20 protein-coding genes are annotated in these 22,385 nt (G+C 62.6%); 19 read left to right on the forward strand and 1 reads right to left on the reverse strand.

Features of this window, described 5'->3' with window-relative positions; translation table 11 throughout:
- Positions 1-265 precede the first annotated feature (265 nt).
- The 19 genes from LCM4576_RS19315 (at position 266) to cyoD (ending at position 20,534) form a co-directional block, all read left to right on the forward strand.
- Positions 266-922 (forward strand): cytochrome c3 family protein, encoded by a 657-nt coding sequence (locus LCM4576_RS19315; RefSeq protein ID WP_041005282.1) that lies wholly within the window; start codon positions 266-268, stop codon positions 920-922.
- Positions 906-3,863: a TAT-variant-translocated molybdopterin oxidoreductase gene (locus LCM4576_RS19320; protein WP_071033899.1), complete on the forward strand. Its 2,958-nt coding sequence runs from the start codon at positions 906-908 to the stop codon at positions 3,861-3,863. The genes LCM4576_RS19315 and LCM4576_RS19320 overlap by 17 nt, the downstream gene beginning before the upstream one ends.
- The gene (gene nrfD / locus LCM4576_RS19325; protein ID WP_071033900.1) at positions 3,856-5,229 is read left to right on the forward strand and encodes an NrfD/PsrC family molybdoenzyme membrane anchor subunit; all 1,374 of its coding nucleotides are present in this window, start codon (positions 3,856-3,858) and stop codon (positions 5,227-5,229) included. The genes LCM4576_RS19320 and nrfD overlap by 8 nt, the downstream gene beginning before the upstream one ends.
- Complete coding sequence (locus LCM4576_RS19330) at positions 5,226-5,753, forward strand: DUF3341 domain-containing protein (RefSeq protein ID WP_071033902.1); 528 nt, start codon at positions 5,226-5,228, stop codon at positions 5,751-5,753. Before nrfD ends, LCM4576_RS19330 begins: the two co-directional genes overlap by 4 nt.
- Positions 5,750-6,292, forward strand: a complete 543-nt coding sequence (locus tag LCM4576_RS19335) for a cytochrome c (protein WP_071033904.1) — start codon at positions 5,750-5,752, stop codon at positions 6,290-6,292. The genes LCM4576_RS19330 and LCM4576_RS19335 overlap by 4 nt, the downstream gene beginning before the upstream one ends.
- A complete protein-coding gene (locus LCM4576_RS19340; protein WP_131803269.1) occupies positions 6,289-7,416 on the forward strand; it encodes a hypothetical protein in 1,128 nt (375 codons plus the stop codon). The genes LCM4576_RS19335 and LCM4576_RS19340 overlap by 4 nt, the downstream gene beginning before the upstream one ends.
- A complete protein-coding gene (locus LCM4576_RS19345) occupies positions 7,409-7,858 on the forward strand; it encodes a hypothetical protein (protein ID WP_071033908.1) in 450 nt (149 codons plus the stop codon). Before LCM4576_RS19340 ends, LCM4576_RS19345 begins: the two co-directional genes overlap by 8 nt.
- Positions 7,855-8,610, forward strand: a complete 756-nt coding sequence (locus LCM4576_RS19350; protein ID WP_071033910.1) for an SCO family protein — start codon at positions 7,855-7,857, stop codon at positions 8,608-8,610. The genes LCM4576_RS19345 and LCM4576_RS19350 overlap by 4 nt, the downstream gene beginning before the upstream one ends.
- Entirely contained in the window at positions 8,607-9,566 is a 960-nt protein-coding gene (gene coxB, locus LCM4576_RS19355; RefSeq protein ID WP_071033912.1) for a cytochrome c oxidase subunit II, read from the forward strand. Before LCM4576_RS19350 ends, coxB begins: the two co-directional genes overlap by 4 nt.
- Positions 9,563-11,206: a cytochrome c oxidase subunit I gene (ctaD, locus tag LCM4576_RS19360; protein ID WP_071033914.1), complete on the forward strand. Its 1,644-nt coding sequence runs from the start codon at positions 9,563-9,565 to the stop codon at positions 11,204-11,206. The genes coxB and ctaD overlap by 4 nt, the downstream gene beginning before the upstream one ends.
- Positions 11,203-11,841, forward strand: a complete 639-nt coding sequence (locus LCM4576_RS19365; RefSeq protein WP_071033916.1) for a cytochrome c oxidase subunit 3 — start codon at positions 11,203-11,205, stop codon at positions 11,839-11,841. Before ctaD ends, LCM4576_RS19365 begins: the two co-directional genes overlap by 4 nt.
- Positions 11,842-11,846: 5 nt before the next feature.
- On the forward strand, positions 11,847-12,098 hold the full coding sequence (locus LCM4576_RS19370) for a cytochrome C oxidase subunit IV family protein (protein WP_052467692.1): 252 nt from the start codon (positions 11,847-11,849) through the stop codon (positions 12,096-12,098).
- Positions 12,099-12,200: 102 nt separating this feature from the next.
- Positions 12,201-13,163 carry a gluconate 2-dehydrogenase subunit 3 family protein gene (locus LCM4576_RS19375; RefSeq protein ID WP_244510849.1) on the forward strand — a complete coding sequence of 321 codons (963 nt, stop codon included), beginning with the start codon at positions 12,201-12,203 and terminating at the stop codon, positions 13,161-13,163.
- Between the two features lie 3 nt (positions 13,164-13,166).
- Positions 13,167-14,933, forward strand: a complete 1,767-nt coding sequence (locus LCM4576_RS19380) for a GMC family oxidoreductase (RefSeq protein WP_071033920.1) — start codon at positions 13,167-13,169, stop codon at positions 14,931-14,933.
- Positions 14,930-16,183 carry a cytochrome c gene (locus LCM4576_RS19385; protein ID WP_071033921.1) on the forward strand — a complete coding sequence of 418 codons (1,254 nt, stop codon included), beginning with the start codon at positions 14,930-14,932 and terminating at the stop codon, positions 16,181-16,183. Before LCM4576_RS19380 ends, LCM4576_RS19385 begins: the two co-directional genes overlap by 4 nt.
- A gap of 322 nt (positions 16,184-16,505) precedes the next feature.
- The gene (gene cyoA, locus LCM4576_RS19390; protein WP_116390021.1) at positions 16,506-17,456 is read left to right on the forward strand and encodes a ubiquinol oxidase subunit II; all 951 of its coding nucleotides are present in this window, start codon (positions 16,506-16,508) and stop codon (positions 17,454-17,456) included.
- A 2-nt stretch (positions 17,457-17,458) separates the two neighbouring features.
- Positions 17,459-19,462: a cytochrome o ubiquinol oxidase subunit I gene (gene cyoB, locus LCM4576_RS19395; RefSeq protein ID WP_071033938.1), complete on the forward strand. Its 2,004-nt coding sequence runs from the start codon at positions 17,459-17,461 to the stop codon at positions 19,460-19,462.
- Positions 19,459-20,127 carry a cytochrome o ubiquinol oxidase subunit III gene (cyoC, locus tag LCM4576_RS19400; protein ID WP_071033940.1) on the forward strand — a complete coding sequence of 223 codons (669 nt, stop codon included), beginning with the start codon at positions 19,459-19,461 and terminating at the stop codon, positions 20,125-20,127. Before cyoB ends, cyoC begins: the two co-directional genes overlap by 4 nt.
- The gene (cyoD, locus tag LCM4576_RS19405; protein WP_041005302.1) at positions 20,124-20,534 is read left to right on the forward strand and encodes a cytochrome o ubiquinol oxidase subunit IV; all 411 of its coding nucleotides are present in this window, start codon (positions 20,124-20,126) and stop codon (positions 20,532-20,534) included. The genes cyoC and cyoD overlap by 4 nt, the downstream gene beginning before the upstream one ends.
- 848 nt (positions 20,535-21,382) lie before the next feature.
- Here cyoD and LCM4576_RS19410 read toward each other — a convergent pair.
- Positions 21,383-22,096, reverse strand: a complete 714-nt coding sequence (locus LCM4576_RS19410; protein WP_041005304.1) for a DUF4396 domain-containing protein — start codon at positions 22,094-22,096, stop codon at positions 21,383-21,385.
- Positions 22,097-22,385 lie beyond the last annotated feature (289 nt).

Genomic DNA, 22,385 nt, shown 5'->3' on the forward strand with positions numbered 1-22,385 from the left:
GCGAGCTCAAGCGCATGGGTACCTCGCCGTGTGGCGTGCACCCCGGCACTCGCCCGGCTCGAGGCTCACAAGACCAAGGGAGCCTTTTGAAATTTGCGGCGCGCCCCAGTGCCGCTTTGACGAGCTGACACAGTCAAGAGGGCGAACAGCGCTGCGGCCAGTTCTGCCTGCCTAGTCACCAATGCGTGAACGCAGGGCGATTTTTTGGAACTCCTGAGCGATTGCGAAGTTCGGGAGYCGGAGAGCAATTCAGGTTCCGGAGGGGATGCCCCAGGTTTTCGCCAGAAGCGCAGACGGCGCCGTGCGTTTCGTGCTGTGGGGCACGCTCGCGGCATCGATGGCGGCGGCGACGCTCGGGACCGCATGGCTGAGATCGCACTTTGTGACGGGAGTGGGGGAAGCGATGGCGCAGCCTGTGCCTTTCAGCCACAAGCATCACGTGGGAGAGCTGGGCATCGATTGCCGCTATTGCCACAACGGCGTCGAGACCTCCGCCTCGGCTGGCCTTCCAGCCACGGAGGTTTGCATGACCTGCCACTCTCAGCTCTATACCAACGCCGCCATGCTTGCGCCGGTCCGGGCAAGCTTGGCCAGCGGCCAGCCCTTGCGGTGGCATCGCGTCAACTCCGTGCCGGACTACGTCTACTTCAATCACTCCATCCACATCGCCAAAGGCGTTGCGTGCGAAACATGCCACGGCGAGGTCGACGACATGCCGTTGATGGCGAAGGCGCAGCCACTGTCCATGGAATGGTGTCTCGGCTGCCATAGAAATCCCGGGCCGAACCTTCGTCCTCCTGGCGATGTCTTTCTACTGCACTGGAAGGCACCCGAGGACATCGATGCCATTCGCAAGCAGCTCATCAGCGCTCTTGGCATTCACCCCGACACCATGACGGATTGCTATGTCTGCCATCGGTAGCGAACCCGCTGCGCGGGAGAACGAGYGGCTGTGGCGCAGCCTGGAGCAGCGTGCCGGAACGGCTGARCTGGACGCCTATCTACAGGCGGAATTCCCGTCGCTCGCCCGCAGTCTCCCGGTAGACGTCGACCGGCGCACCCTGCTGCAGCTGATGGGCGCATCGCTGTCGCTCGCGGGGCTGGCCGCCTGCAGCCCGGCCCGGGAAATCGTGCCCTATGTCCGCCAGCCGGAAATCGTGATCCCCGGCAAGCMGTTGTACTATGCGACCGCCCTGTCGAGCCAGGGCTATGGGATCGGTGCCGTCGTCGAGAGCCACGAGGGCCGCCCAACCAAGATCGAGGGCAATCCCGATCATCCGAGCTCGCGCGGTGCTACCGACGCCCTCATGCAAGCCTCTGTCCTGGAACTGTTCGATCCCGAGCGATCGCGAACGCCGCTCAAAGACGGGGATCCCGCCTCGTATGGCGACTTCCTCCGCGACATGGCCGCGTTGGGCACGCGCTTGGCAACGAGGCAGGGAGAAGGCTGCGCGATCCTGATCGGGGCGACAACCTCTCCCACGCTCAAAGCCCAGATCGAGCGGCTCTGCTCGCGTTACCCATCTTTGCGAATCTATGGTCACGATGCCTTGGCCACGCCCGGTGCCGAACAAGCGGGGCAATCCCTGTTCGGCCGAGCCTGCATTCCTGTCTACCATTTCGACAAGGCCGATGTGGTCCTGTCGCTGGACTCCGACTTCCTCGCGCAGGGTCCCGGTCGTCTCGCCTACGCAGCGGATTTCGTCTCCCGGCGGCGCGTACGCGCCCCCGGCGACCCGATGAGCCGGTTTTTCGCTGTCGCCACGACGCCGAGCATCACGGCGGCGGCGGCCGATCACCATCACGCCGTCCGGCCAAGCCGGGTGGAAGCGCTTTCACAAGCGCTTGCCACCGCCATGGGCGTCRCACCCACCAGCAACACGCCCGATGTGGAACGTCCTCCATGGTTTGCCGATGCGACCGCCGAACTCCGGTCCGCCGGAGCGCGAGCTCTCGTTGTCGCCGGCGAGCAGCAAAGCAATTATGTCCACAGCGTCGCCCTGGCGATCAATGCTCGTCTTGGCGCGCTGGGCAGCACTGTCCACCTGATCGATGCCCCGCATGCAATGCCGGTGACCGGTGACCTGGCCGCTATGTGCCGGGACATCGAAGCCGGTTCGGTGAGCGAGCTTTTCGTGCTTGGCGCCAATCCCATGGCGACGGCCCCGGCCGACATCGACGTTGTGAAGGCCCTCAAGCGCCTGACCCTGCTCGTCCATTGCGGTCTTTATCGCGACGCCACGGCCATGCTGTCCCACTGGCACATTCCGGCCGCTCACGACCTCGAGGCATGGAGCGATGCGCGAGCTCATGACGGCACCGCCTCGATTATGCAGCCGCTGATAGCCCCTCTGTTCGGCGGCAGGACGTTCCACGAAATCGTTGCCGCCCTGGAGGGGGATTTCAATTCCAACCCGCTGTCACTGGTCCGCGCGACATGGGCGACATCGCTGGACGACGAAGCCTGGCGCAAGACGCTCCGCGATGGGGTGGTCGCGGCGACGGCGGCGGCGCCGATAGCCGTCTCAACGTCAGGCGCCCTTCCCCCGCCCGGCGGCAAATCCCTCGCCAACGGCCTGGAGGTCCRGATAGTCGCCGATCCGTATCTGGGTGACGGACGACATGCCAACTGCGCCATGCTGCAGGAGTTGCCGCATCCCCTGACGAAAGTCGTCTGGAGCAACGTGGTCATGATCGCCCCGGCCAACGCCAGTAAGCTCGGGCTTCGCAACGGGCAGACGATAAGGCTGGAAAGCAATACGCAATCGATCGAAGGGCCGGCATGGATCATGCCGGGTCAGCCCACTGATACCGTGACCCTTACGCTCGGCCGCGGCCAGTTCCCATTGGGCGGCGTAGCGGCGATGGCGGGGGGCTATGACGCGTTTCGGTTCCGGACGGCCGGCGAACCCTGGTCCGCACAGGGCATTACGATGACCGTGGGCCAACGGGTTGCTCCCCTCGTGACCACGCAGGAGCATCAGACGATGGAGGGRCGCGCGATCGTGCGCTTTGCCTCGCTGGATCATTTCAAACAGGCACCGGATTTCGTGCGCGACGGCGTGCCGCCGCCACCGACTGAATCCGTCTACCCCGATTGGGCCTATCCTGAAGAGGCCTGGGCGATGTCGATCGATCTGTCGGCCTGCATCGGGTGCATGGCCTGTGTCGCCGCGTGCCAGACGGAGAACAACATCCCGACAGTCGGGCCGGACCAATGTGCCCTTGGCCATGAGATGCACTGGCTACGCGTCGACCGTTACTATCACGGACCGCCGGAGGCACCRGAAACACTGTTCCAGCCTGTACCCTGCATGCAGTGCGAGAAGGCGCCGTGCGAAGTCGTCTGCCCGGYCAACGCCACAGTCCACACCCATGAYGGACTGAACGCCCAAGTCTATAACCGCTGCATCGGCACCCGCTACTGCTCGCAGAACTGTCCCTACAAGGTGCGGCGCTTCAATTTCCTCGAGTTCCAGAACTTCGACAAGGAGACGGCCGGCCCGCGTCAGGCTGCATACAATCCCAATGTCACGGTGCGCTCGCGCGGCGTGATGGAAAAATGCACCTATTGCGTCCAGCGCATCAGCGCAAAGCGCATCGAGGCGCAGAAAGACAACCGGCCTATCCAGGACGGAGAGGTGGTCACCRCCTGCCAGCAAGCCTGCCCGACGCGCGCCATCACCTTCGGCGACAAGAACCGCGTGCAGTCCCAGGTAAGCCGCGAGCGAGCCGCACCTCATTCCTATGCTTTGCTGGAAGAACTGAATACCCGTCCTCGAACCACCTACCTTGGACGCATCCGCAACACGGGCAGCAGGGACGCTACCGTCTCGCGCCGTCAGGGGGAGGCCGATGGCTGAGGCTGCAGCAGGCACCAACAAGACACCGCCGCGCCCGCCCAATCTGTTGGGCCGGCACGACTTCCCCGAGATCAGTGGGCGTATCGCTTCGGTCGTGCTGCAGGGGCGGCTGCCGCGCTACTTCTGGACAGCCTTCTTCCTGTTCTTCCTCCTTGTCCTGCTCTTCCTCTATTCGATCACATATCTGATAGCGGTCGGCGTCGGCGCCTAYGGCATCAACATTCCCGTCGCGTGGGGCACCATGATCTCGTCCTTCGTCTGGTGGATCGGCATCGGGCATGCCGGCACGTTGATCTCAGCGGTGCTTTTGCTTCTGYGCCAGCCATGGCGCGCCTCGATCAACCGCTTTGCCGAAGCCATGACGCTCTTCGCCGTTGCCATGGCGGGTCTCTATCCAATCCTGCATCTTGGCCGGCCCTGGTTCTTCTACTGGCTCCTGCCGCTGCCCGACACGCATATGCGCTGGCCRCAATGGCGCAGCCCCCTTGTCTGGGATTTCGCGGCGATCGCCACCTATGCGACCGTCTCGCTGCTGTTCTGGTATATGGGCCTGYTGCCTGACCTCGCGATACTGCGCGACCGGGCACGCTCGCGTGCCGCTCAGATCTTCTACGGCCTGCTTGCAATGGGATGGCGCGGCTCAGCCTATCACTGGGCGCGCTATGAAAGTGTCTATTACCTGATGGCGGCGCTTGCGACGCCGCTGGTTGTCTCGGTCCATTCCATCGTCTCGCTCGACTTCACCTTCGCCATCGTGCCCGGCTATCATTCGACGATCTTCCCGCCCTATTTCGTCGCTGGCGCGCTGCTCTCTGGTTTCGCCATGGTGCTGACCATCGCCATTCCGTTGCGGTGGGCCTTTTCCGTCGAAGACCTGATCACGCTCAAGCACATGGACAATGCCGCCAAGCTGATGATCGCGTCAGGCATGGTCGTCGCCTACGGCTACGTCTCCGAGGCCTTCTTCGCCTGGTACTCCGGCGAAGCCTACGAGCGCACCATGATGGTCGAACGGGCCATCGGCCCCTATGCGTGGATGTTCTGGGCGATGCTGGTCTGCAATTGCGGCGTTCTTCAACTGCTGTGGCTTCGCGCGGTCCGGCGCAACATGCCGGTGCTGTTCATAGTCGCCGTGATCATCAATGTCGGCATGTGGCTGGAGCGCTATGTGATCGTCGTCAGCGGTCCCAGCCGCGACTTCCTGCCTTCGGCGTKGGACGAGCAATCGCTGACCTGGCTCGACTACGGCATCCTGTTCGGCTCGCTGGGCACTTTCTTTGCTCTGGTGTTCCTGTTCATTCRCATCCTGCCGGCGATCACGATCTTTGAGGTCGAGGAATTGGCTGAAGAGGGCAAGGGATCATGACGCTCTACGGCATCATCGCATCATTCCCAGATGCCGATCGCCTTGCCGATGCAGCCAGGGCCATGCGCAAACGCGGCTATAGCCGCATGGACGGCTACTCCCCTTATCCCGTCCCGGAGCTCGCTGAGATCCTGGGCATGCCCAAGACCAGAATGCCGCTTGTGGTCCTTGCCGGCGCGATCCTCGGGGCAGCTTTCGCCTACGGACTGATCCTCTACTCTGTAGAGATAGACTATCCGATCAATGTCGGCGGCAGACCGCTGCATTCGTGGCCGGCTTACATCGTCATCGCTTTCGAAGCCGCCATCCTCGGCGCCGCCGTTGCCGGATTCATCGGCGTGTTTGTCGCCAACGGCCTGCCGCGCTACTACCATCCGGTCTTCAACGCGCCGATCTTCACTTTTGCCGAAGGGGGCAACTTCTACCTTCTGGTAAGAGCCGACGATCCGAAATTCAGCAAGCCCGCCACCAGAGCCCAGCTCGAGCGGCTCGGCGCCGAGCAAATCTCAGAGGTGGAGGCATGAGGGCGGCCCTCGCCGTGCTGGTCGGCATGGCACCGTTGCTTGCCGCCTGCAAGCAGCAAATGGYCGAGCAACCGCGCTACAATCCGCTCGACGCAAGCAACGAGTTTGCCGATGGCGCATCGGCGCGCATGCCGATACAGGGTACAATCGAGCGCGGTGAAGATCTCGCGGCGACCCCCCAGACGATTCCCTATCCAATAACATTTGCCCTGCTCCAACATGGACGCCAGCGGTTCGAGATCTTCTGCGCGCCCTGCCACGGGCGCGCCGGCGATGGCCGCGGGGTCATCCCGAGGCACGGCTTTCCTTCGCCGCCAAGCTACCATCAGGACGCGCTGCGCCAGGCTTCGGATCGCCATTTCTATGATGTCATCACCAACGGATACGGAGTGATGTATTCCTACCGATCGCGGGTGCCGCCGGCGGATCGGTGGGCGATCGTTGCCTACATCCGTGCGCTGCAATATTCGCGCGATGCACCGGTGGCTGAACTGAGCGAGGATCTGAAGGCCAAGCTCCGGAGCGAGGCCGTACCATGATCCGGCTTCCCGACCACGGCCCCGCAAGGGCGRCATTAGCGGTAGGCGCAATCGGCCTCGTTGTCTGTTTGGYCGGGGCGGTCCTCAATCTGCGGGTGCTGCTTGCCGCCTGGATGACGGCCGCGATCCTCGCGGTTGGCTTTCCGCTTGGCGCCATGACGCTGCTGATGATCCATGGCCTCACGGGTGGCCGTTGGGGAGACGCGATGCGGCCCTGCTTGCGGGCAATGACCTGCACGCTGCCGCTGGCGCTTGTCCTCCTCTTGCCTGTTGCGGCCCGCCCCGACCTTGTCTTTCCCTGGGCGGTCGGTGACACCGCAACTTTGCCCGACGTCATCCGCGAGAAACTATCATACCTCAACGTTCCGTTCTTCCTCGTTCGGCTCGGGGCTTGTGCCGCGATCTGGCTGGTGCTGGCCGCCTTGATCCTGAACTGGACCGATGGCGACAAGCGTACCCGTTCAAGCCGCGGCTTCGCGCTTGGTCTCGTGCTGCAAGGGGCAGCGGTGTCGGTTTTCGCAATAGACTGGATGCTGTCGCTCGACCCGGAATTGAGCTCGACCGTCTACGGCATGTTGGAGGCATCTGCCGAGGTCGTCGGCGCCGCGTCGTTGACCTTGCTGGTCCTTGCTGCAACCCAAGCCGTCGCGGCTTTGCCGGGCGGAGGCGAAAAGACCTCACTCGGCGAGGACGTGGCCAATATGCTGTTCGGCTTCATGCTCACCCTGGCCTACCTCGCCTATATGCAATGGCTGGTCATCTGGGCGGGTGACCTGCCAAACGACATTCACTGGTACGTGCTGCGCACATCAGGCATCTGGCTGGTCGTGCTTTGGCTGATCATCCTGCTGCAGTTCATCCTACCGTTCGGCGGGTTTCTTGTGCGCGACGTCAAACGCAGCCACCGGGGCCTGATGTCGTTGGCGGCGGCGATGCTTGCCGGGCACATATTCGAGACCCTGTGGCGCGTCCGCGCGCCGCTGGTCGCACCGAAACTGTCGTCAATCTGGATCGAATTGGGCGCCTTTGCCGGTGCCGGCGGGCTGTGGCTCGCGGTGTTCCTGTTGCTGTTGCGAGAGCCTCAGCTTCAACTTTTCTGGCGCCGGGTGGGCATTCATGACTGAGAATTCGCGCCCTCCCGAGACGCGAGACGTCYGGCCCGGAACCCTGCTTCTTTTCGCAGGGGGACTGGTCGCGTTCCTGCTTGTGGCGAGCGGGCTGCTCTATGCGCTCTTCGTCCTGCCTCCACGGTGGCCGCCGCCCGGTGCGGCGTGGCGTTCAAACGATGCAACCCCGAAGCTCTCGACGGCGCCCGGACAGGAGCTCGCCTCGACCCGGAAAGAGGAAAATGCCGAGCTGAACAAGCTTGGTTGGGTCGACCGCACGGCTGGCATCGCTCGCATTCCGATYGACGACGCCATGAAGCTCGTCGTTCGAAACGGCTTGCCGGTTTGGGACAAGCCCGCGGCGGCGCAGGGAGAGTGCGCCCTGCTGAGCGCGGACGTGCCCCGTTCAAAGCAAGCGCAGCAATGCCGTGACACGACCACCAAAGGGACGGCCCAATGAAGTCGCTGCTGTTGGCCGCATTGCTTTTGCTTGGAAGCGCCGTGACGGTGCGCGCTGTCGAGCGACCCTCCTTCGATCCCAAGATCGGAGCGCAGTTCGACCTCGGCCGCAAGCTTCGCGACTCCTCTGGAGCCGAACGATCCCTCGACGAGATTCTGTCCGGGAAGCCGGCACTCGTCGTGTTCGGCTATAATAAATGCCCGAACCTATGCGGGCTCACGCAGCAAGCGGTCGCCTCCGACCTCCAGAACACTGGCCTTGATCCGGCGGACTACCGGGCCCTGTTCATCTCGATCGACGGGACGGAGACGGCAGAAGACGCCGCAAATGCCAAAGAGGTCGTTGCGCAGTCAACGACGCCCGCCGGGCTGAAGGCCTGGCACTTTCTGACCGGCGCGGACGGCGCCGGCGCATCGCTGGCGGCTGAGGCGGGCATTCATTTCGACACCCGACCGCGCGTGGAGCAATTCGTCCATCCGATCGCCGTCCTGGCTGTGACACCCAAGGGGCGCATCTCTCGCGTTCTGCCCGCCCTGACCTTCGAGCCACGCGACCTGAGGCTGGCGCTCGTCGAGGCATCCGCGAACAAGCTCGGCTCGATCGCGGATCATGTGTTCTTGCTGTGCGCCGGGTTCGACACCTCCAAGGGGCAGTATACCGCGCCTATCTGGGCCGCGCTCAAGATCGGAGGTATCGCGACGCTGCTTGTGCTTGGCAGCGGCATCGCTCTGCTTGCGCGGAGGCGGGCATGAGCTTCGCAATCCATTTCGCGCCGCCGGAAGCCTCTTCGGTCGCAGGCAGGGTCGACGTCTTGTTTTATGGAGTGCTGGCATTCTCGACAGCGCTCACTCTGCTCCTGACAGGCCTTGTCGTGTACTATGCGGTGAAATACCGGGCAGGCACATCGGCGGATCGCACCGGCGCGCGCGGCCGTAGCCTGCCGCTGGAGATCGGCTGGACCGGCGCCAGTCTGGTCGTTGCGTTCATCATCTTCGCCTGGGGCGCTGAACTCTACGTTTACCGCGATCAGCCGCCTGCCGACGCTTTGGAAATAGCCGGGCTCGGCAAACAGTGGATGTGGACGTTCCGCCATGCCGGCGGGCAGCGTGAAATCAACGAGCTGCACGTACCGGCCGGCAAGGCGGTGGTCGTGTCGCTTGCCTCCCAAGACGTGATCCACTCGTTCTACGTTCCGGCATTCCGCTTGAAGCAGGACGCGGTGCCCGGCCGAACCACGCATCTGTGGTTCATTGCCGACAAGCCGGGGCGCTATCACTTGTTCTGTGCCGAATATTGCGGCACCCAGCATTCGGAAATGGGTGGCTGGGTGACCGTCATDCCGCCTGAACAATTCGCGCAGTGGCTCGCCGCGCAAGGCCAGGACGAATCCCTGGCCGAAGGTGGCGCGAGACTCTTTCGCGCCTTGGGCTGCTCGGGCTGCCACGGACCCTCGAGCAAGGTTCGCGCGCCCGACCTTGCCGGCGTCTACGGCAAGCCGGTYGCCTTGTCGGACAGGCAGACAGTGGTTGCCGACGAAGCCTATCTCAGGGACTCGATCCTGCAGCCCGCGAAACAGATCGCCGCCGGCTATGATCCGATCATGCCGAGTTTCGACGGCCTGATCGATGAATCGGAATTGCAGATGCTGGTGGCCTATTTGAAGTCRCTATCCGCCAGTTCACCCGGTCGCAGCGAGACGAGCCAATGAGCAGYCAGAGCGCGCATGTCGAGACCTATTTCGCGGAGGGCGCTGGCATACGGTCCTGGTTGCTGACCACCGACCACAAGCGCATCGCCTGGCTCTATCTCGTGTCGTTGACGGGCTTCTTCTTCCTGGGCGGGTTCTTCGCCGTTCTCATGCGCATCGAGCTTGCGACACCGGCGGGCGACCTCGTCTCCGACGCCGTCTATAATCGCCTTTTCTCCCTGCACGGCATCATCATGGTGTGGTTTTTCCTGGTGCCATCGATCCCGGCCAGTTTGGGGAATTTTCTGCTGCCGCTGATGATCGGCGCCCGCGATCTCGCCTTTCCGCGTGTCAATCTTGCGAGCTGGTACGTCTTCATCATCGGCAGCGGGTTTGCGCTCGCTTCGGTCGTGGCCGGGGGTGTCGACACCGGTTGGACGTTCTACACCCCGCTTTCCAGCCTCTATTCCGACAGTTTCGTTTCCACAGCCGCGCTTGGCGTGTTCATCGTCGGCTTCTCCACCATCATGACCGGCATCAACTTCATCGTCACAGTTCACAAGCTCAGGGCTCCCGGYCTGACCTGGTTCCGGCTGCCGATCTTTGTGTGGACGTTGTATGCGACCAGCCTGGTGATGGTGCTGGCAACGCCGGTGCTTGCGGCTTCCCTGATCCTGATCGTGCTGGAACGTGTCTTCGGGATCGGCATCTTCAACCCGGACCTCGGCGGYGATCCTCTGCTGTTCCAGCATCTGTTCTGGTTCTACTCGCATCCGGCCGTCTACATCATGATCCTGCCCGGAATGGGTGTCGTCTCGGAGGTRCTGCCCTGCTTCAGCCGGCGGCCGCTGTTCGGCTACACCTCGGTCGCGCTCGCCTCGATGGCCATAGCCGTTCTAGGCTTCCTGGTCTGGGGACATCACATGTTCGTCTCAGGACAGTCCACCTATGCAGGGGTGGTCTTTTCGTTCCTGTCGTTCTGTGTGGCCATTCCATCCGCCATCAAGGTCTTCAACTGGAGCCTGACGCTTCGCAAGGGCGAGATCACCTTCGAGGCGCCGATGCTTTATTCGCTGTTCTTCCTGGCGCTGTTCACATTCGGCGGACTGGCGGGTCTCGCGCTCGCCGCGCTGGGCTTCGACGTGCATGTGCACGACACCTATTTCGTTGTGGCGCATTTCCATTACATCATGGTCGGCGGCATGGTGATGGCGTTCATGGCCGGCATCCATTTCTGGTGGCCGAAGATGACCGGGCGGCTCTACGCGGAAAACTGGGGGCGTGTCGCTGYGGTCACGTCCCTGGTCGGGTTCAATCTGACTTTCTTTCCGCAGTTCGTGCTGGGCTATCTCGGTATGCCGCGCCGCTACCATACCTATCCGCCGGAGTTCCAGTTCTGGCATGTGCTCTCTTCGGCCGGAGCGGTGGTGCTCGCAATAGGCTACCTCATGCCGCTCTTCTATCTTGGCTGGTCGCTGTTTCGCGGGGCCAAGGCCCCGGCCAACCCCTGGGGTGCGACCGGTCTCGAATGGCAGACGAGCTCGCCGCCGCCCCCGCACAATTTCGAAGTGACGCCGGTCGTCACGCGACCTGCCTATGATTATCCTATGAAGGGACTGCAGCACGAACGCTACAGCCCGCATCGGCGGGAGGATGCATGACCCGGGCACCCGAAAGTGTAGCCTTCGATACGGTACGGCGCGAGGAAGCCGCCGACCGTTTCGGCATGTGGATTTTCTTGGGCTCTGAAGCGATGCTTTTCGGCGCCATCCTGCTGGTCTTCCTGGTGGCGCATATCCGCTATCTTCCCGCCTTCGCAGCTGCCTCAAAACATCTGTCCTTGCCGTTGGGCACTCTCAACACCGCAGTGCTCATCACGTCGAGCTTCACCATGGCGTTTGCGCATGAGAGCGCGTCGGCACGCCGTTGGAACACCGCGGCCTGGATGCTGGGCATCACCGCTTTTTTGGGCGTCGCTTTCCTTTGCATAAAGGGGGCCGAATACGCCAAGGAGTTCCACGAAGGCATCGCGCCGGTTCTGGGGGCGCCTTTCTTCTACCAGGGGCCGGATCCCGTTCACGCGCAGTTCTTCTTCAGCCTCTATTTCGCGTTGACCGGCCTGCACGCAGTGCATCTGGCCAGCGGCATAGCGGTCGTTGCAGGCCTGCTTTTGTCGTGGCGGCGGACCGACATCGACAGCCGCGTGCGCCGTACCCATGCGATCGGGCTTTACTGGCACTTCGTCGACATCGTGTGGATATTCCTGTTTCCCGTCCTCTATCTGGTTCACGCGTAGGCGCCATGGAACACATCCGCAAGCTCGCCTTCGCTTATGTCGCATTGCTGGTCCTTCTTGGGCTGACGGTCGCGTCATCCTTCCTCGATCTTCATGGTGCCAACACAGCCGTTAACCTTTTGATCGCGGCGATGAAGGCAGCTGTCGTCGCCGTGGTGTTCATGAAGCTGACCGGAGAGGAAACCCTGCCGCCGCTGGTGGCGGTGGCGGTCGCCTTGTGGCTGGCTATTCTCTTCGGGCTGACCCTGATCGGCTGAAGAACCGAGCGCAGGTGACGCGCAGCTTTTCGCCGCCCGTGCGCCAGCAAGAGATCTAGCGAACCGCCAGACAGTCTTGCTGGGATCGGGCCGACCACAACGGTGCAACTGGTTGCAGCAACTTCGGCGCTGCGGACGGTCTGGCACGACCTCCGCCACAACGCCGTGGTCCGCRCATCGCTGACGACCTGCCCGGTCTCCCCTCCGCTCGGCGTTCAATCGCGCTGCGAAAAAGTGACCCGCGGAGGGAACATTTCCCCGATGCCCCAGTTTGGCTCCGCACGCACTCGCAATCATGGCCGCGTCGTGAAACCGAAAAAAGTCAGCCGCCGCCAATTCCTGGCGGTCAGTGCAACCGCCGCAGCGGCAGCCGGAGGCGTTGGCACGGCACCCGCCTTTTCACGTGATGTTCATGGTGGCGACAAAGATCCGTGGCTGCCGCATCAGGCCGACGCTCCGCATCCCCTCCAGGCCCCTGACTACAAGTTTTTTACACCCGAGGAGGCGGCTTTCATCGAAGCCGCTACCGAAAGGCTCGTTCCAGACGACGCCATCGGGCCCGGAGCCAAGGCATGCGGGGTTGCGCTGTTCATCGATCATCAATTAGCCRGTGCCTACGGTCGGGCACAGGGCTGGTACATGCAAGGCCCCTGGTCAAAGGGAGAGGAGACGCAGGGCTATCAATCGCGCCTGACCCCTTCTGCGCTCTATCGGGCAGCCATCAAGGCTATAGAGGACCACGTCGCGTCCTCGCATTCTGCCGCGCCTTTCGCCGGCCTGGCACCAGACCAACAGGACGCGATCATAAGCGATCTCGAGAAAGRCAAGCTCGACCTTGGCGGGGTGGATGGCAAGACCTTTTTCAAGATGCTCTGGCTGAACACCAAGGAGGGCATGTTCAGCGATCCCATCTATGGCGGGAACAAGGATATGGCGGGATGGAAGATGCTTGGGTTTCCCGGCGCGCGGTACAATTATCTCGACTGGGTCGACCGGCACGGACAACGCTATGATCAACCGCCAGTCGGGATCCGCGGCCGTCCGGAATGGAACGGGGAAGGCTGACGCATGGTCAACAGGCTTCCGTCCGTCGACGTGGTCCTGGTCGGCTTCGGCTGGACCGGAGCGATCATGGCGCAGGAGCTTACGGAAGACGGGCTCGAGGTGCTCGCGCTGGAGCGCGGCAGCTGGCGCGACACGGGAACCGACTTTGCCCCCAGCTTCATTCAGGACGAGCTGCGCTACCGCTATCACGGGCATCTGTTCGAAGAGACCGCTCAGGAGACCTTGACCTTCCGCAATACCCCCGAGCAGACGGCGCTTCCGATGCGGCGGCTCGGCTCGTTCCTGCCCGGCACCGGCGTCGGCGGATCCATCATCCACTGGAACGGCCAGGCCTGGCGCTTCCTGCCCTATGATTTCCAGATTCGCAGCCAGACCGTCGCGCGATACGGGAACGCCGCGGTTTCGCAGGACATGATGCTGCAGGACTGGGGCATCACCTATGACGAGCTAGAGCCCTACTACATGCGCTGGGAGGAACTGTGCGGCATCGCTRGCCAGGCCGGCAACGTCAAGGGACAGAAACAGGCGGGCGGYAATCCGTTCGAAGGGCCTCGCTCGAAGCCCTACCCCACCCCACCGATGAAGCAGACCTACGGGCCGACGCTGTTCGGTCAAGCGGCGGCTTCCCTCGGGCTGCACCCGTTTCCATGCCCTTCGGGCAACATGTCGCAAGCCTATACCAATCCGCTCGGCGTCACGCTGGCGCCCTGCACCTATTGCGGCTTCTGCGAGAAATTCGGCTGCGGCAACTATTCCAAGGCCAGTGCCCAGACGACCATCCTGCCCGTCCTGATGCGGAAGAAGAATTTCACCGTTCGCACGGAAAGCGAGGTCACGCGGGTCAACGTCGACGCTTCCGGCAAGCACGCGACCGGCGTCACTTACGTCGACGCCCAGGGCAACGAATTCGAGCAGCCGGCGGATCTCGTCATTGTGTGCGCCTATGCCACGCACAACGTGCATCTGCTGATGAGCTCCGGCATCGGCAAGATCTACGATCCAGGTACTGGCCAGGGCACGCTCGGTAAGAACTACTGCTATCAGCTCACGCCTTCCGTCGACCTGTTCTTCGATGACAAGCTCCTCAATCCTTTCGTCGGGGTGGGCGCGTTGGGCGTCATCGTCGACGATTGGAACGGCGACAATTTCGACCACACCGGCCTCGGATTCATCCATGGCGGGTATATCGCCGGCTACATGACGACGGGACGTCCAATCGAAACGGAGCTGTTGCCGGAAGGAACCCCGAAATGGGGCGCCAAGTGGAAGAAGGCCTTCGTCGAGAATTATCTCAAGTCGATGTCCGTGTCGCTCATGGGGGCGGTCATGCCGGACAAGTCTAACCATCTCGATCTCGATCCGTCCTACCGCGATGTCTATGGCCGGCCGCTCATGCGCATGACCTACGACTTCAAGCAGAACGAACTGAAGATGCAGGATTTCRCCATGGGCAAGATGGTGGAGATCGCGCACGCCATGAAGCCTCGCGAGATCAAGAAGTCGGCGCGCGGACCRCACTATGACATTGAGCCTTATCAGTCGACGCACAACACCGGTGGCRCCATCATGGGCGCCAGCCCGGCCGACAGCGTGATCAACAGATATCTCCAGCACTGGGACGTGCCCAATCTGTTCGTGGTTGGCGCCAGCGCCTTCCCCCACAATAGCGGCTACAACCCGACCGGAACGGTAAGCGCTCTTGCGCTGTGGGCAGCGGATGCGATCCGCCGCCAATACCTCAAGCATCCCGGCCCACTGGTGCACACATGATCACGCGACGCGCAGTCGTTCTGGTGGCAGGTGCCGCAGCGCTCGGCGCGGTGCTCGTGACGCTGGGTCCCTTCGCATATGCTCAGATCGGTGATTTCGCCAAGCAGGAGCGTGGACGGTATCTGGTGGCGGCGGGAGATTGTGAGGCTTGCCATACTGCCGATGACGGCAAGCCCTTCGCGGGCGACAGGCCAATCGAGACGCCCTTCGGCACGATCTACTCCGCCAACATAACGCCGGATCCCGAGACCGGCATCGGGGCATGGACGGAAGAGCAGTTCTACCGAGCCATGCATGAGGGGCTGGCCGCCGATGGCCGGCGCCTTTACCAGGCCTTCCCTTATCCCTGGTTCACCAAGGTGACGCGCGAGGACGTCGACGACATCCGCGCCTACCTGCGCACCCTGGCCCCGGTGCGGGCCGAACCGCGCGACAACGAATTTATCTGGCCACTCAATCACAGGTTTGCCATGGCGGCATGGAATGGCCTGTTCTTCAAGCCCGGCGAATTCCAGCCCGGCAAGGACCAGTCCGCCGAATGGAATCGCGGTGCCTACCTGGTTGAGGGGCTCGGCCATTGCGGCGCCTGCCACACGCCCAAGAATATTCTCGGCTCATCGAAGACGTCGGAAGCCTTTCAAGGCGGCGAGGTGCAGAACTGGTTCGCGCCCAACCTGACGGGCGACAAACGCACGGGCCTAGGCTCCTGGAGCGAAGAGGACATCGTGGCCTTTCTCAAAACCGGCCACAATGCGCGCACGACTGCCTATGGTCCGATGGGCGCAGTGGTCAAGGACTCGACCTCGAAGCTGACGGACCAGGATCTGCAGGCAATCGCCACGTTCCTCAAATCCTTGCCTGCCTTCACCCCCAATTCTGCTGGCAGTGCCGATCAGAAGATGCTCAGCGCCGRAAAGGCAATTTATGGCGATGATTGCGCTGCATGCCACCAGCTCGGCGGCGAAGGTGTCGAGGGTGTGTTCCCTTCGCTGAGGGGCGGCGCGGTCGTGCAATCGGACCAACCACTGTCGATGCTTCGCCTCATTCTGAACGGCGGCCATGCCGCAGCGACGGCGCAGAACCCCAACGACAAGACGATGCCATCGTTTGGCTGGAAATTGTCAGACGACCAGATCGCTGCGCTCGCCACCTATGTTCGTAACGCCTGGGGCAACCAGGCCGCTCCGGTAACTGCGGAAACGGTCCGGAAACTGCGCAGTTCCACCGACAGCGTCACGGGCGCTTACTGATCTGGCGCCCTGGCCTCGGACGTCCTCTCATTCGCGAGATAGCGTCGCCGATGCCGTCGATCAGAGCGGCCATGCCCCGCGATCGGTTTACCCAGTGACGCGCTCAACCTCACCGCCATATCGCCATCGCAAGCGAGCTGTTCGTTCCAACGCCCGATGCCCGCGAAAGTAATGGAACAACCGCCTGCTGTGACAGTTGGGGCGTGTCTCCCGGAGTTGCAGGGTGTCGGCAGAAAGACCGCGTCAGCGCTCGGGAGACCTGATCCGAGATTTCCACGCGCCCCTTGATGGACGCTCTGTCTCAAACCCGTGACCAACCGTTGTGCTTTTGCCCAGTAGATCTCAGTCACTGCGCCCGCTCTTCTGGTTGCCCGCAGTCTCGGCTCTGCCCGGCTGCGCGGGAGGCGTGCTCGATCCGCAGGGACCGATCGGGGTCGGCAACCGCACCATCCTTCTGAACTCGCTTGCCGTGATGCTGGTCATCGTCGTCCCGACCTTGATCGCGCTGCTGGCCTTTGCCTGGATGTTTCGCGCCACCAACCGCAATGCGCGCTACGACCCTAATTTCACCTATTCCGGCAAGATCGAGTTGATYGTCTGGTCGATCCCGACGCTCACAATCCTCTTCCTTGGTGGGCTGATCTATTACGGATCCCACCACCTCGATCCGCGCCGGCCGATCGCGTCCGGCCAGCGCCCCCTGGAAGTGCAGGTGGTGGCGCTCGACTGGAAATGGCTGTTCCTCTATCCGGGCCAGGGTGTCGGAACTGTCAATCAGCTGGTCATTCCCGCTGGCACGCCGGTGCATTTCAGGCTTACCTCGGCCAGCGTGATGAACACCTTCTTCGTGCCGCAGCTCGGCAGCATGGTCTATGTCATGAACGGCATGCAGACCGAGTTGCATCTGCAGGCCGACCGCGAAGGCGATTATTTCGGCCTGTCGGCTCATTTCAGCGGCGACGGCTTTTCCGACATGAACTTCCGTGTACGGGCGGTCTCCGCGGACGCATTCGCCAGTTGGGCTTCATCGCTGCATGGCAAAGGCGTCTTGGATGCCAACGCCTATCGCGCGCTTGCCCGCCAAAGCATCAACATGCCGCCTGCCGCCTTCGGCCAGGTCGAGCCTGGCCTGTTCGACGCAGTGCTGCGCCAGACCCTGCCGCCCGGACCGGGGCCAGCCGAAACCGCCGCCGGCGAGCCGCAGGTGAGCCCGAAGGCCGAGCCGAAGGCGGCGGCGCCGGCCTTGACGCACCCGCCCAAAGAAGGAGGATGACGATGCTCGGCAAACTCGACTGGTCGGCCATTCCCTTCGACCAGCCCATTCCACTCGGCGCAGCCCTGGTCGTCTTCCTGGCGGCCGCCGCGGTGCTGGTCTGGATCACGGTGAAAGGCTACTGGCCCTATCTGTGGCGAGAATGGATAACCTCGGTCGATCACAAGCGCATCGGCGTCATGTATATCGTGCTGGCGGCACTGATGCTTCTGCGCGGCTTCGTCGATGCCATCATGATGCGTACCCAGCAGGCRCTCGCCATCCATGCGCCGGGCTATCTGCCGCCGGAGCATTACGACCAGATCTTTTCCGCGCACGGCACCATCATGATCTTCTTCGCGGCGATGCCGTTCATGATCGGCCTGATGAATTTCGTCGTGCCGCTGCAGCTCGGCATCCGTGACGTCGCTTTCCCGACGCTGAATTCGGTGAGCTTCTGGCTGACCGCGACCGGCGCGCTGCTCGTCAACATTTCCCTCGTCGTCGGCGAGTTCGCGCGCACCGGCTGGCTGCCCTACGCGCCCCTTTCCGAGATGACCTATTCGCCGGGCGTCGGGGTCGACTACTATCTCTGGTCAATCCAGATCTCCGGCGTCGGCACGCTGCTCACCGGCGTCAACCTGGTGACCACCATCCTCAAGATGCGCGCGCCGGGCATGGGTTATCTGCGCATGCCGATGTTCTGCTGGACCTCGCTCGCTTCCAACCTGCTGATCGTCGCGGCCTTCCCCATCCTGACCGCCACGCTGGCGATGCTGACGCTCGACCGCTATCTCGGCTTCCATTTCTTCACCAACGAAGCCGGCGGCAACCAGATGATGTTCGTCAATCTCATCTGGGCCTGGGGCCATCCGGAAGTCTACATCCTCGTGTTGCCCGCCTTCGGCATCTATTCGGAGATCTTCTCCACCTTCTCGTCGAAGCCGCTTTTCGGATACCGCTCAATGGTGGCGGCGACGCTGTTCATCTGCATCGTCTCCTTCATGGTGTGGCTGCATCATTTCTTCACCATGGGCGCCGGCGCCGACGTCAACGCAGCCTTCGGCATCGCCACCTCGGTCATCGCCGTCGGCACGGGGGTCAAGATCTACAACTGGCTCTTCACCATGTATGGCGGACGCGTGCGCTTCGACACGCCGATGTTGTGGGCGCTGGGCTTTGTCACCACCTTCACCGTTGGCGGCATGACGGGTGTGCTGCTCGCCGTCCCGCCGGCCGACTTCATGCTTCACAATTCGCTCTTTCTCGTGGCGCATTTCCACAACGTCATCATCTCGGGCGTGCTGTTCGGCGCCTTTGCCGGTTTCACCTACTGGTTCCCGAAGGCCTTCGGCTTCCGCTTGCACGAAGGCTGGGGCAAGGCGGCATTCTGGACCACGCTTGCCGGCTATGTGCTGGTCTTCGTGCCGCTCTATATCGTCGGGCTGCTCGGGATGACCCGCCGGCTCCAGCACATCGATATGGACCTCTGGACGCCATGGCTGATGGTCGCGGCCTTCGGCATTGCGGTGATGATCGTCGGCGCAGCCTGCCAGATCACACAGTTGATCGTATCGATCAGGCAACGCGAGGCCTTGCGCGACCAGACGGGCGATCCCTGGGACGGGCGCTCGCTGGAGTGGTCGACGCCCTCGCCGCCCCCCGTATTCAACTATGCGCGGCTGCCGCATGTCGAAAATGAAGAGCCTTATTGGACCATCAAGCAAAGGGCCGCCGACGAGCAGGCGCCGGAGAGCAAGCGCAACTACGAACCGATCGAGATGCCGCRCAACAGCCCGACAGGTTTCGTCACCGCCTTCTTCAGCACGCTGATCGGCTTCGCGCTCATCTGGCACATCTGGTGGTTGGCGATCGTCGGCTTCATCGGCGCCTATATCACTTTCGTCGTGTTCGCGTGGCGCGAGCATGGCGATTATGAGATTCCCGCCAGCGAGGTCGAACGCATCGATCGCGGCGGCCGGGCAGCGCAGCTTGCATGGATGCGCAGCCGGGAGCGTCCGGCATGAGCGACATCACGGCAGGCAGCGCACCGCGCGATCCCTATCGGCTGGGCCGCAGCCAGGCCCATGGCCTGTTCTCGGCGACCGGACACGGCGAAGGCGGGCCGGCGTCGAAGTTCGTCACCGTAGCCTATGGATTCTGGATCTTCCTCCTGTCGGACATCATCATGTTCTCGGCTTTCTTCGCCGCATACGCTGTCCTGTCCAAGCAGACGGCCGACGGGCCGACAGGCAAGGACCTGTTCGAGCTCACGCGCGTGGCGGCGCAGACGGGTCTGCTGCTCACGTCGAGCTTTACCGGTGGCCTGGCAATGCTCGCGACGCGTCGCCGGTCGATGGCTGCCGCGCAATTCTGGCTGCTTCTCACCGGCTTGCTCGGCGCGGCCTTCCTGTTCCTGGAAGTGCAGGAATTCGCAACGATGGTGAACGAGCAGRCCGGCCCGTCGCGCAGCGCCTTCCTTTCGGCCTTCTTCGCCCTCGTCGGCTGCCACGGCACCCATGTCGGGCTGGGTCTGCTGTGGCTCGGCACAATGATGGCTCAGCTTTGGGTGAAGGGGTTCCGGCCCGAGATCTTGCGCCGGGTGCATTGCTTCAGCCTGTTCTGGCACGCGCTGGACATCATCTGGGTCGCCATTTTCACACTAGTCTACCTTCTTGGAGCATCATCATGAGCGAAACGGACACTCGCGACGACAAGGCGCTCGATCATCGCGACGCGGCACCGGGTGAAGAGCGCATCGAGGAACATGAGATCGCGGGCGGTCTTGCGGGCTACCTGCTTGGCTTCGGCCTGGCGATCCTGTTGACCGTCGCTTCCTTCCTCGCCGCGCAGACCGACGTGATCTACCAGCCGGCGGTGATCTCGGCCCTGACGGTGCTCGCCATCGCGCAGATGGGGGTGCACCTCGTCTTCTTCCTGCACATCACCACCGGGCCCGACAACACCAACAATGTCCTCGCGCTTGCCTTCGGCGTTCTGATCGTGGCGCTGGTGGTTTTGGGCTCAATCTGGATCATGGGTCACCTGAACCAGAACATGGCCGCCGTTACGGCCCATCAGGCAGCAACGATGCCTTAGCCTGGCCGAGGGTGATCGCAGGCTCGGTGAACAGCAGGCCCCGCAGCATTAGCGTCAACCCAAAAGTTTGTCTCCACAGGCTCCCTGCCGCAGTGGCTCCGGCTTCGGGTGGAGGTCGGTCCGATGAGCGGCTGCTCAAATGGCGCCGAGAGCGCAGGCCAAACAGTTCGATTCTACGGCTCTACATCGATTGCGGCCAACACAGCTATCGCGGTCCACGCAGGTAAATTCGGCCCCGGATCGGGCAACAGCGATTTAGTAGGGCATTTGCAGTTCATCAGATTTTCTTGAACCGCCCCCACTCTATTCGAAAGGCACCGCGACAGCCACCCTGCCTTTCGAAGGCATCCTGCAACTCCCCCCACGTTCCCAGATATTCTGCGCAGTCACTGCAGACGATCGGAGTGCCTGGGGACACGCCTCTTGGGATCCGCAGCCTGGTTGTCCGGCAGCGGGGGCACTCCAATTGTTGATTGAGATATTGATCCGCAGACATGTTGCCAGCGCTCCATGCAGTTTTCGGGCTGTGCGGACGCGAATGTTCCCGTGTCACCCGATGGTCATTGCAGTAGGGACTCGTAGTCCCACTGCTCTGTCGGACAAACCGGTACGCCGCCCCGGGGCGGGTATCCATTCGAGCGAAAGTGTCAAGGAACCACTGCGTCGCCCGGAATTTGATCGACGACCATACGGAAGTTAGGTCATGCGATGCTGGCTTGAAACCCGCTAAACGCCGAACACGCAGAATTGACGGGCCGTGCCTCGCAGCGACGGCAGCGCCCATACATCTGTCGGCCGACACATCGGCCTGACAGGAGGGCTGGCCATCGCGGTTTGCCGGCCCGCGACTACATCTTTTCCTTGACGCCGGCCTTGAGCAGCCACCAGTTCACGGGATAGCTGGTCAAGAAACCGGCGATCATGGCGAATTGCATCATGAACCAGAACTCGACCGTTTCAGCTGTCAACGAGACGCCGAGAACCGGTCGAAAAACCCCGAACTGGGCGAACGCCATGAAGCCGTACATCCCGACTTGCCATGCCGTCAGCGACAGCGTGTCAGCCTTCAGCGCCTCAATCAGGCCATCCTTCACCGAGAGGCCGCGCATCGGCCTGATGGTGAAATATTGAAAGGCGACGCCGAGGAAGAAGGCGAACAGGAAGTCCAAGATCCAGACCGCGAACATCTTCTCGTCGAACAAACTGCGCCACCCGAACCAGAGTGCCACGCCGGGAAAAAACGTTGCGAGCGATTCCGCCACGATGTCACCCAAGGTGCAACCGGCTCCGCAATGCAGCGCGCCTTTGCCGACCATCACGGGGAAGGGTGTGTCGGGCGTGCGCCGCCGAGACTTGGCCGCGCTGTCGCCAGCCGATCTTCCGAATTTCAGGTAGCCCCACAACACCAGCACCGTTCCGAAAAGCGCGGCGACCGGCCAGACGACGTTCATGATCCACATCGGCTGCGGTCGGCGCGTCTCATCCCACCCAATCCAGCCTGCCACCAGGAGGGCGCTGACCAGCGAAACCACACCAAGCACATGCAGCCAGAGGGGTACCATGTCGTTCCGGACCTTTCGCAAATCTAGTCCCGGTGGATCCCAAGCCGAATTCGGCTTGCGGTCGCATCATCACCCCAGCCCTTGCATCGCGAATCAATCGCCCACCACGCCGAGGAATCTCGTCACAGTCGGGCGAACAGCAGATGCATCGCAGCGGCCCGACCGTCCGTCGACGAGTGCTCACGCGTTTGGGAGCCAAGCGCCTAAAGGATTAAGGCCGGATTTGTTCCAGAGACGGTCACTCTCGAGCTGTCGTTTCCCTTGCGTCGAAAACCGGAACCGCAATGGC

This window comes from Mesorhizobium sp. LCM 4576 (assembly GCF_001854815.1).
GTDB lineage: Bacteria > Pseudomonadota > Alphaproteobacteria > Rhizobiales > Rhizobiaceae > Mesorhizobium > Mesorhizobium plurifarium.

What these genes read in the sequence shown, in the direction of transcription:
- LCM4576_RS19365 (WP_071033916.1), top strand. Translation starts at nt 11,203, where the DNA reads ATGACCCGGGCACCCGAAAGTGTAGCCTTCGATACGGTACGGCGCGAG.
- cyoD (WP_041005302.1), top strand. Translation starts at nt 20,124, where the DNA reads ATGAGCGAAACGGACACTCGCGACGACAAGGCGCTCGATCATCGCGAC.
- LCM4576_RS19330 (WP_071033902.1), top strand. Translation starts at nt 5,226, where the DNA reads ATGACGCTCTACGGCATCATCGCATCATTCCCAGATGCCGATCGCCTT.
- LCM4576_RS19350 (WP_071033910.1), top strand. Translation starts at nt 7,855, where the DNA reads ATGAAGTCGCTGCTGTTGGCCGCATTGCTTTTGCTTGGAAGCGCCGTG.
- LCM4576_RS19315 (WP_041005282.1), top strand. Translation starts at nt 266, where the DNA reads ATGCCCCAGGTTTTCGCCAGAAGCGCAGACGGCGCCGTGCGTTTCGTG.
- LCM4576_RS19370 (WP_052467692.1), top strand. Translation starts at nt 11,847, where the DNA reads ATGGAACACATCCGCAAGCTCGCCTTCGCTTATGTCGCATTGCTGGTC.
- LCM4576_RS19410 (WP_041005304.1), bottom strand. Translation starts at nt 22,096, where the DNA reads ATGGTACCCCTCTGGCTGCATGTGCTTGGTGTGGTTTCGCTGGTCAGC.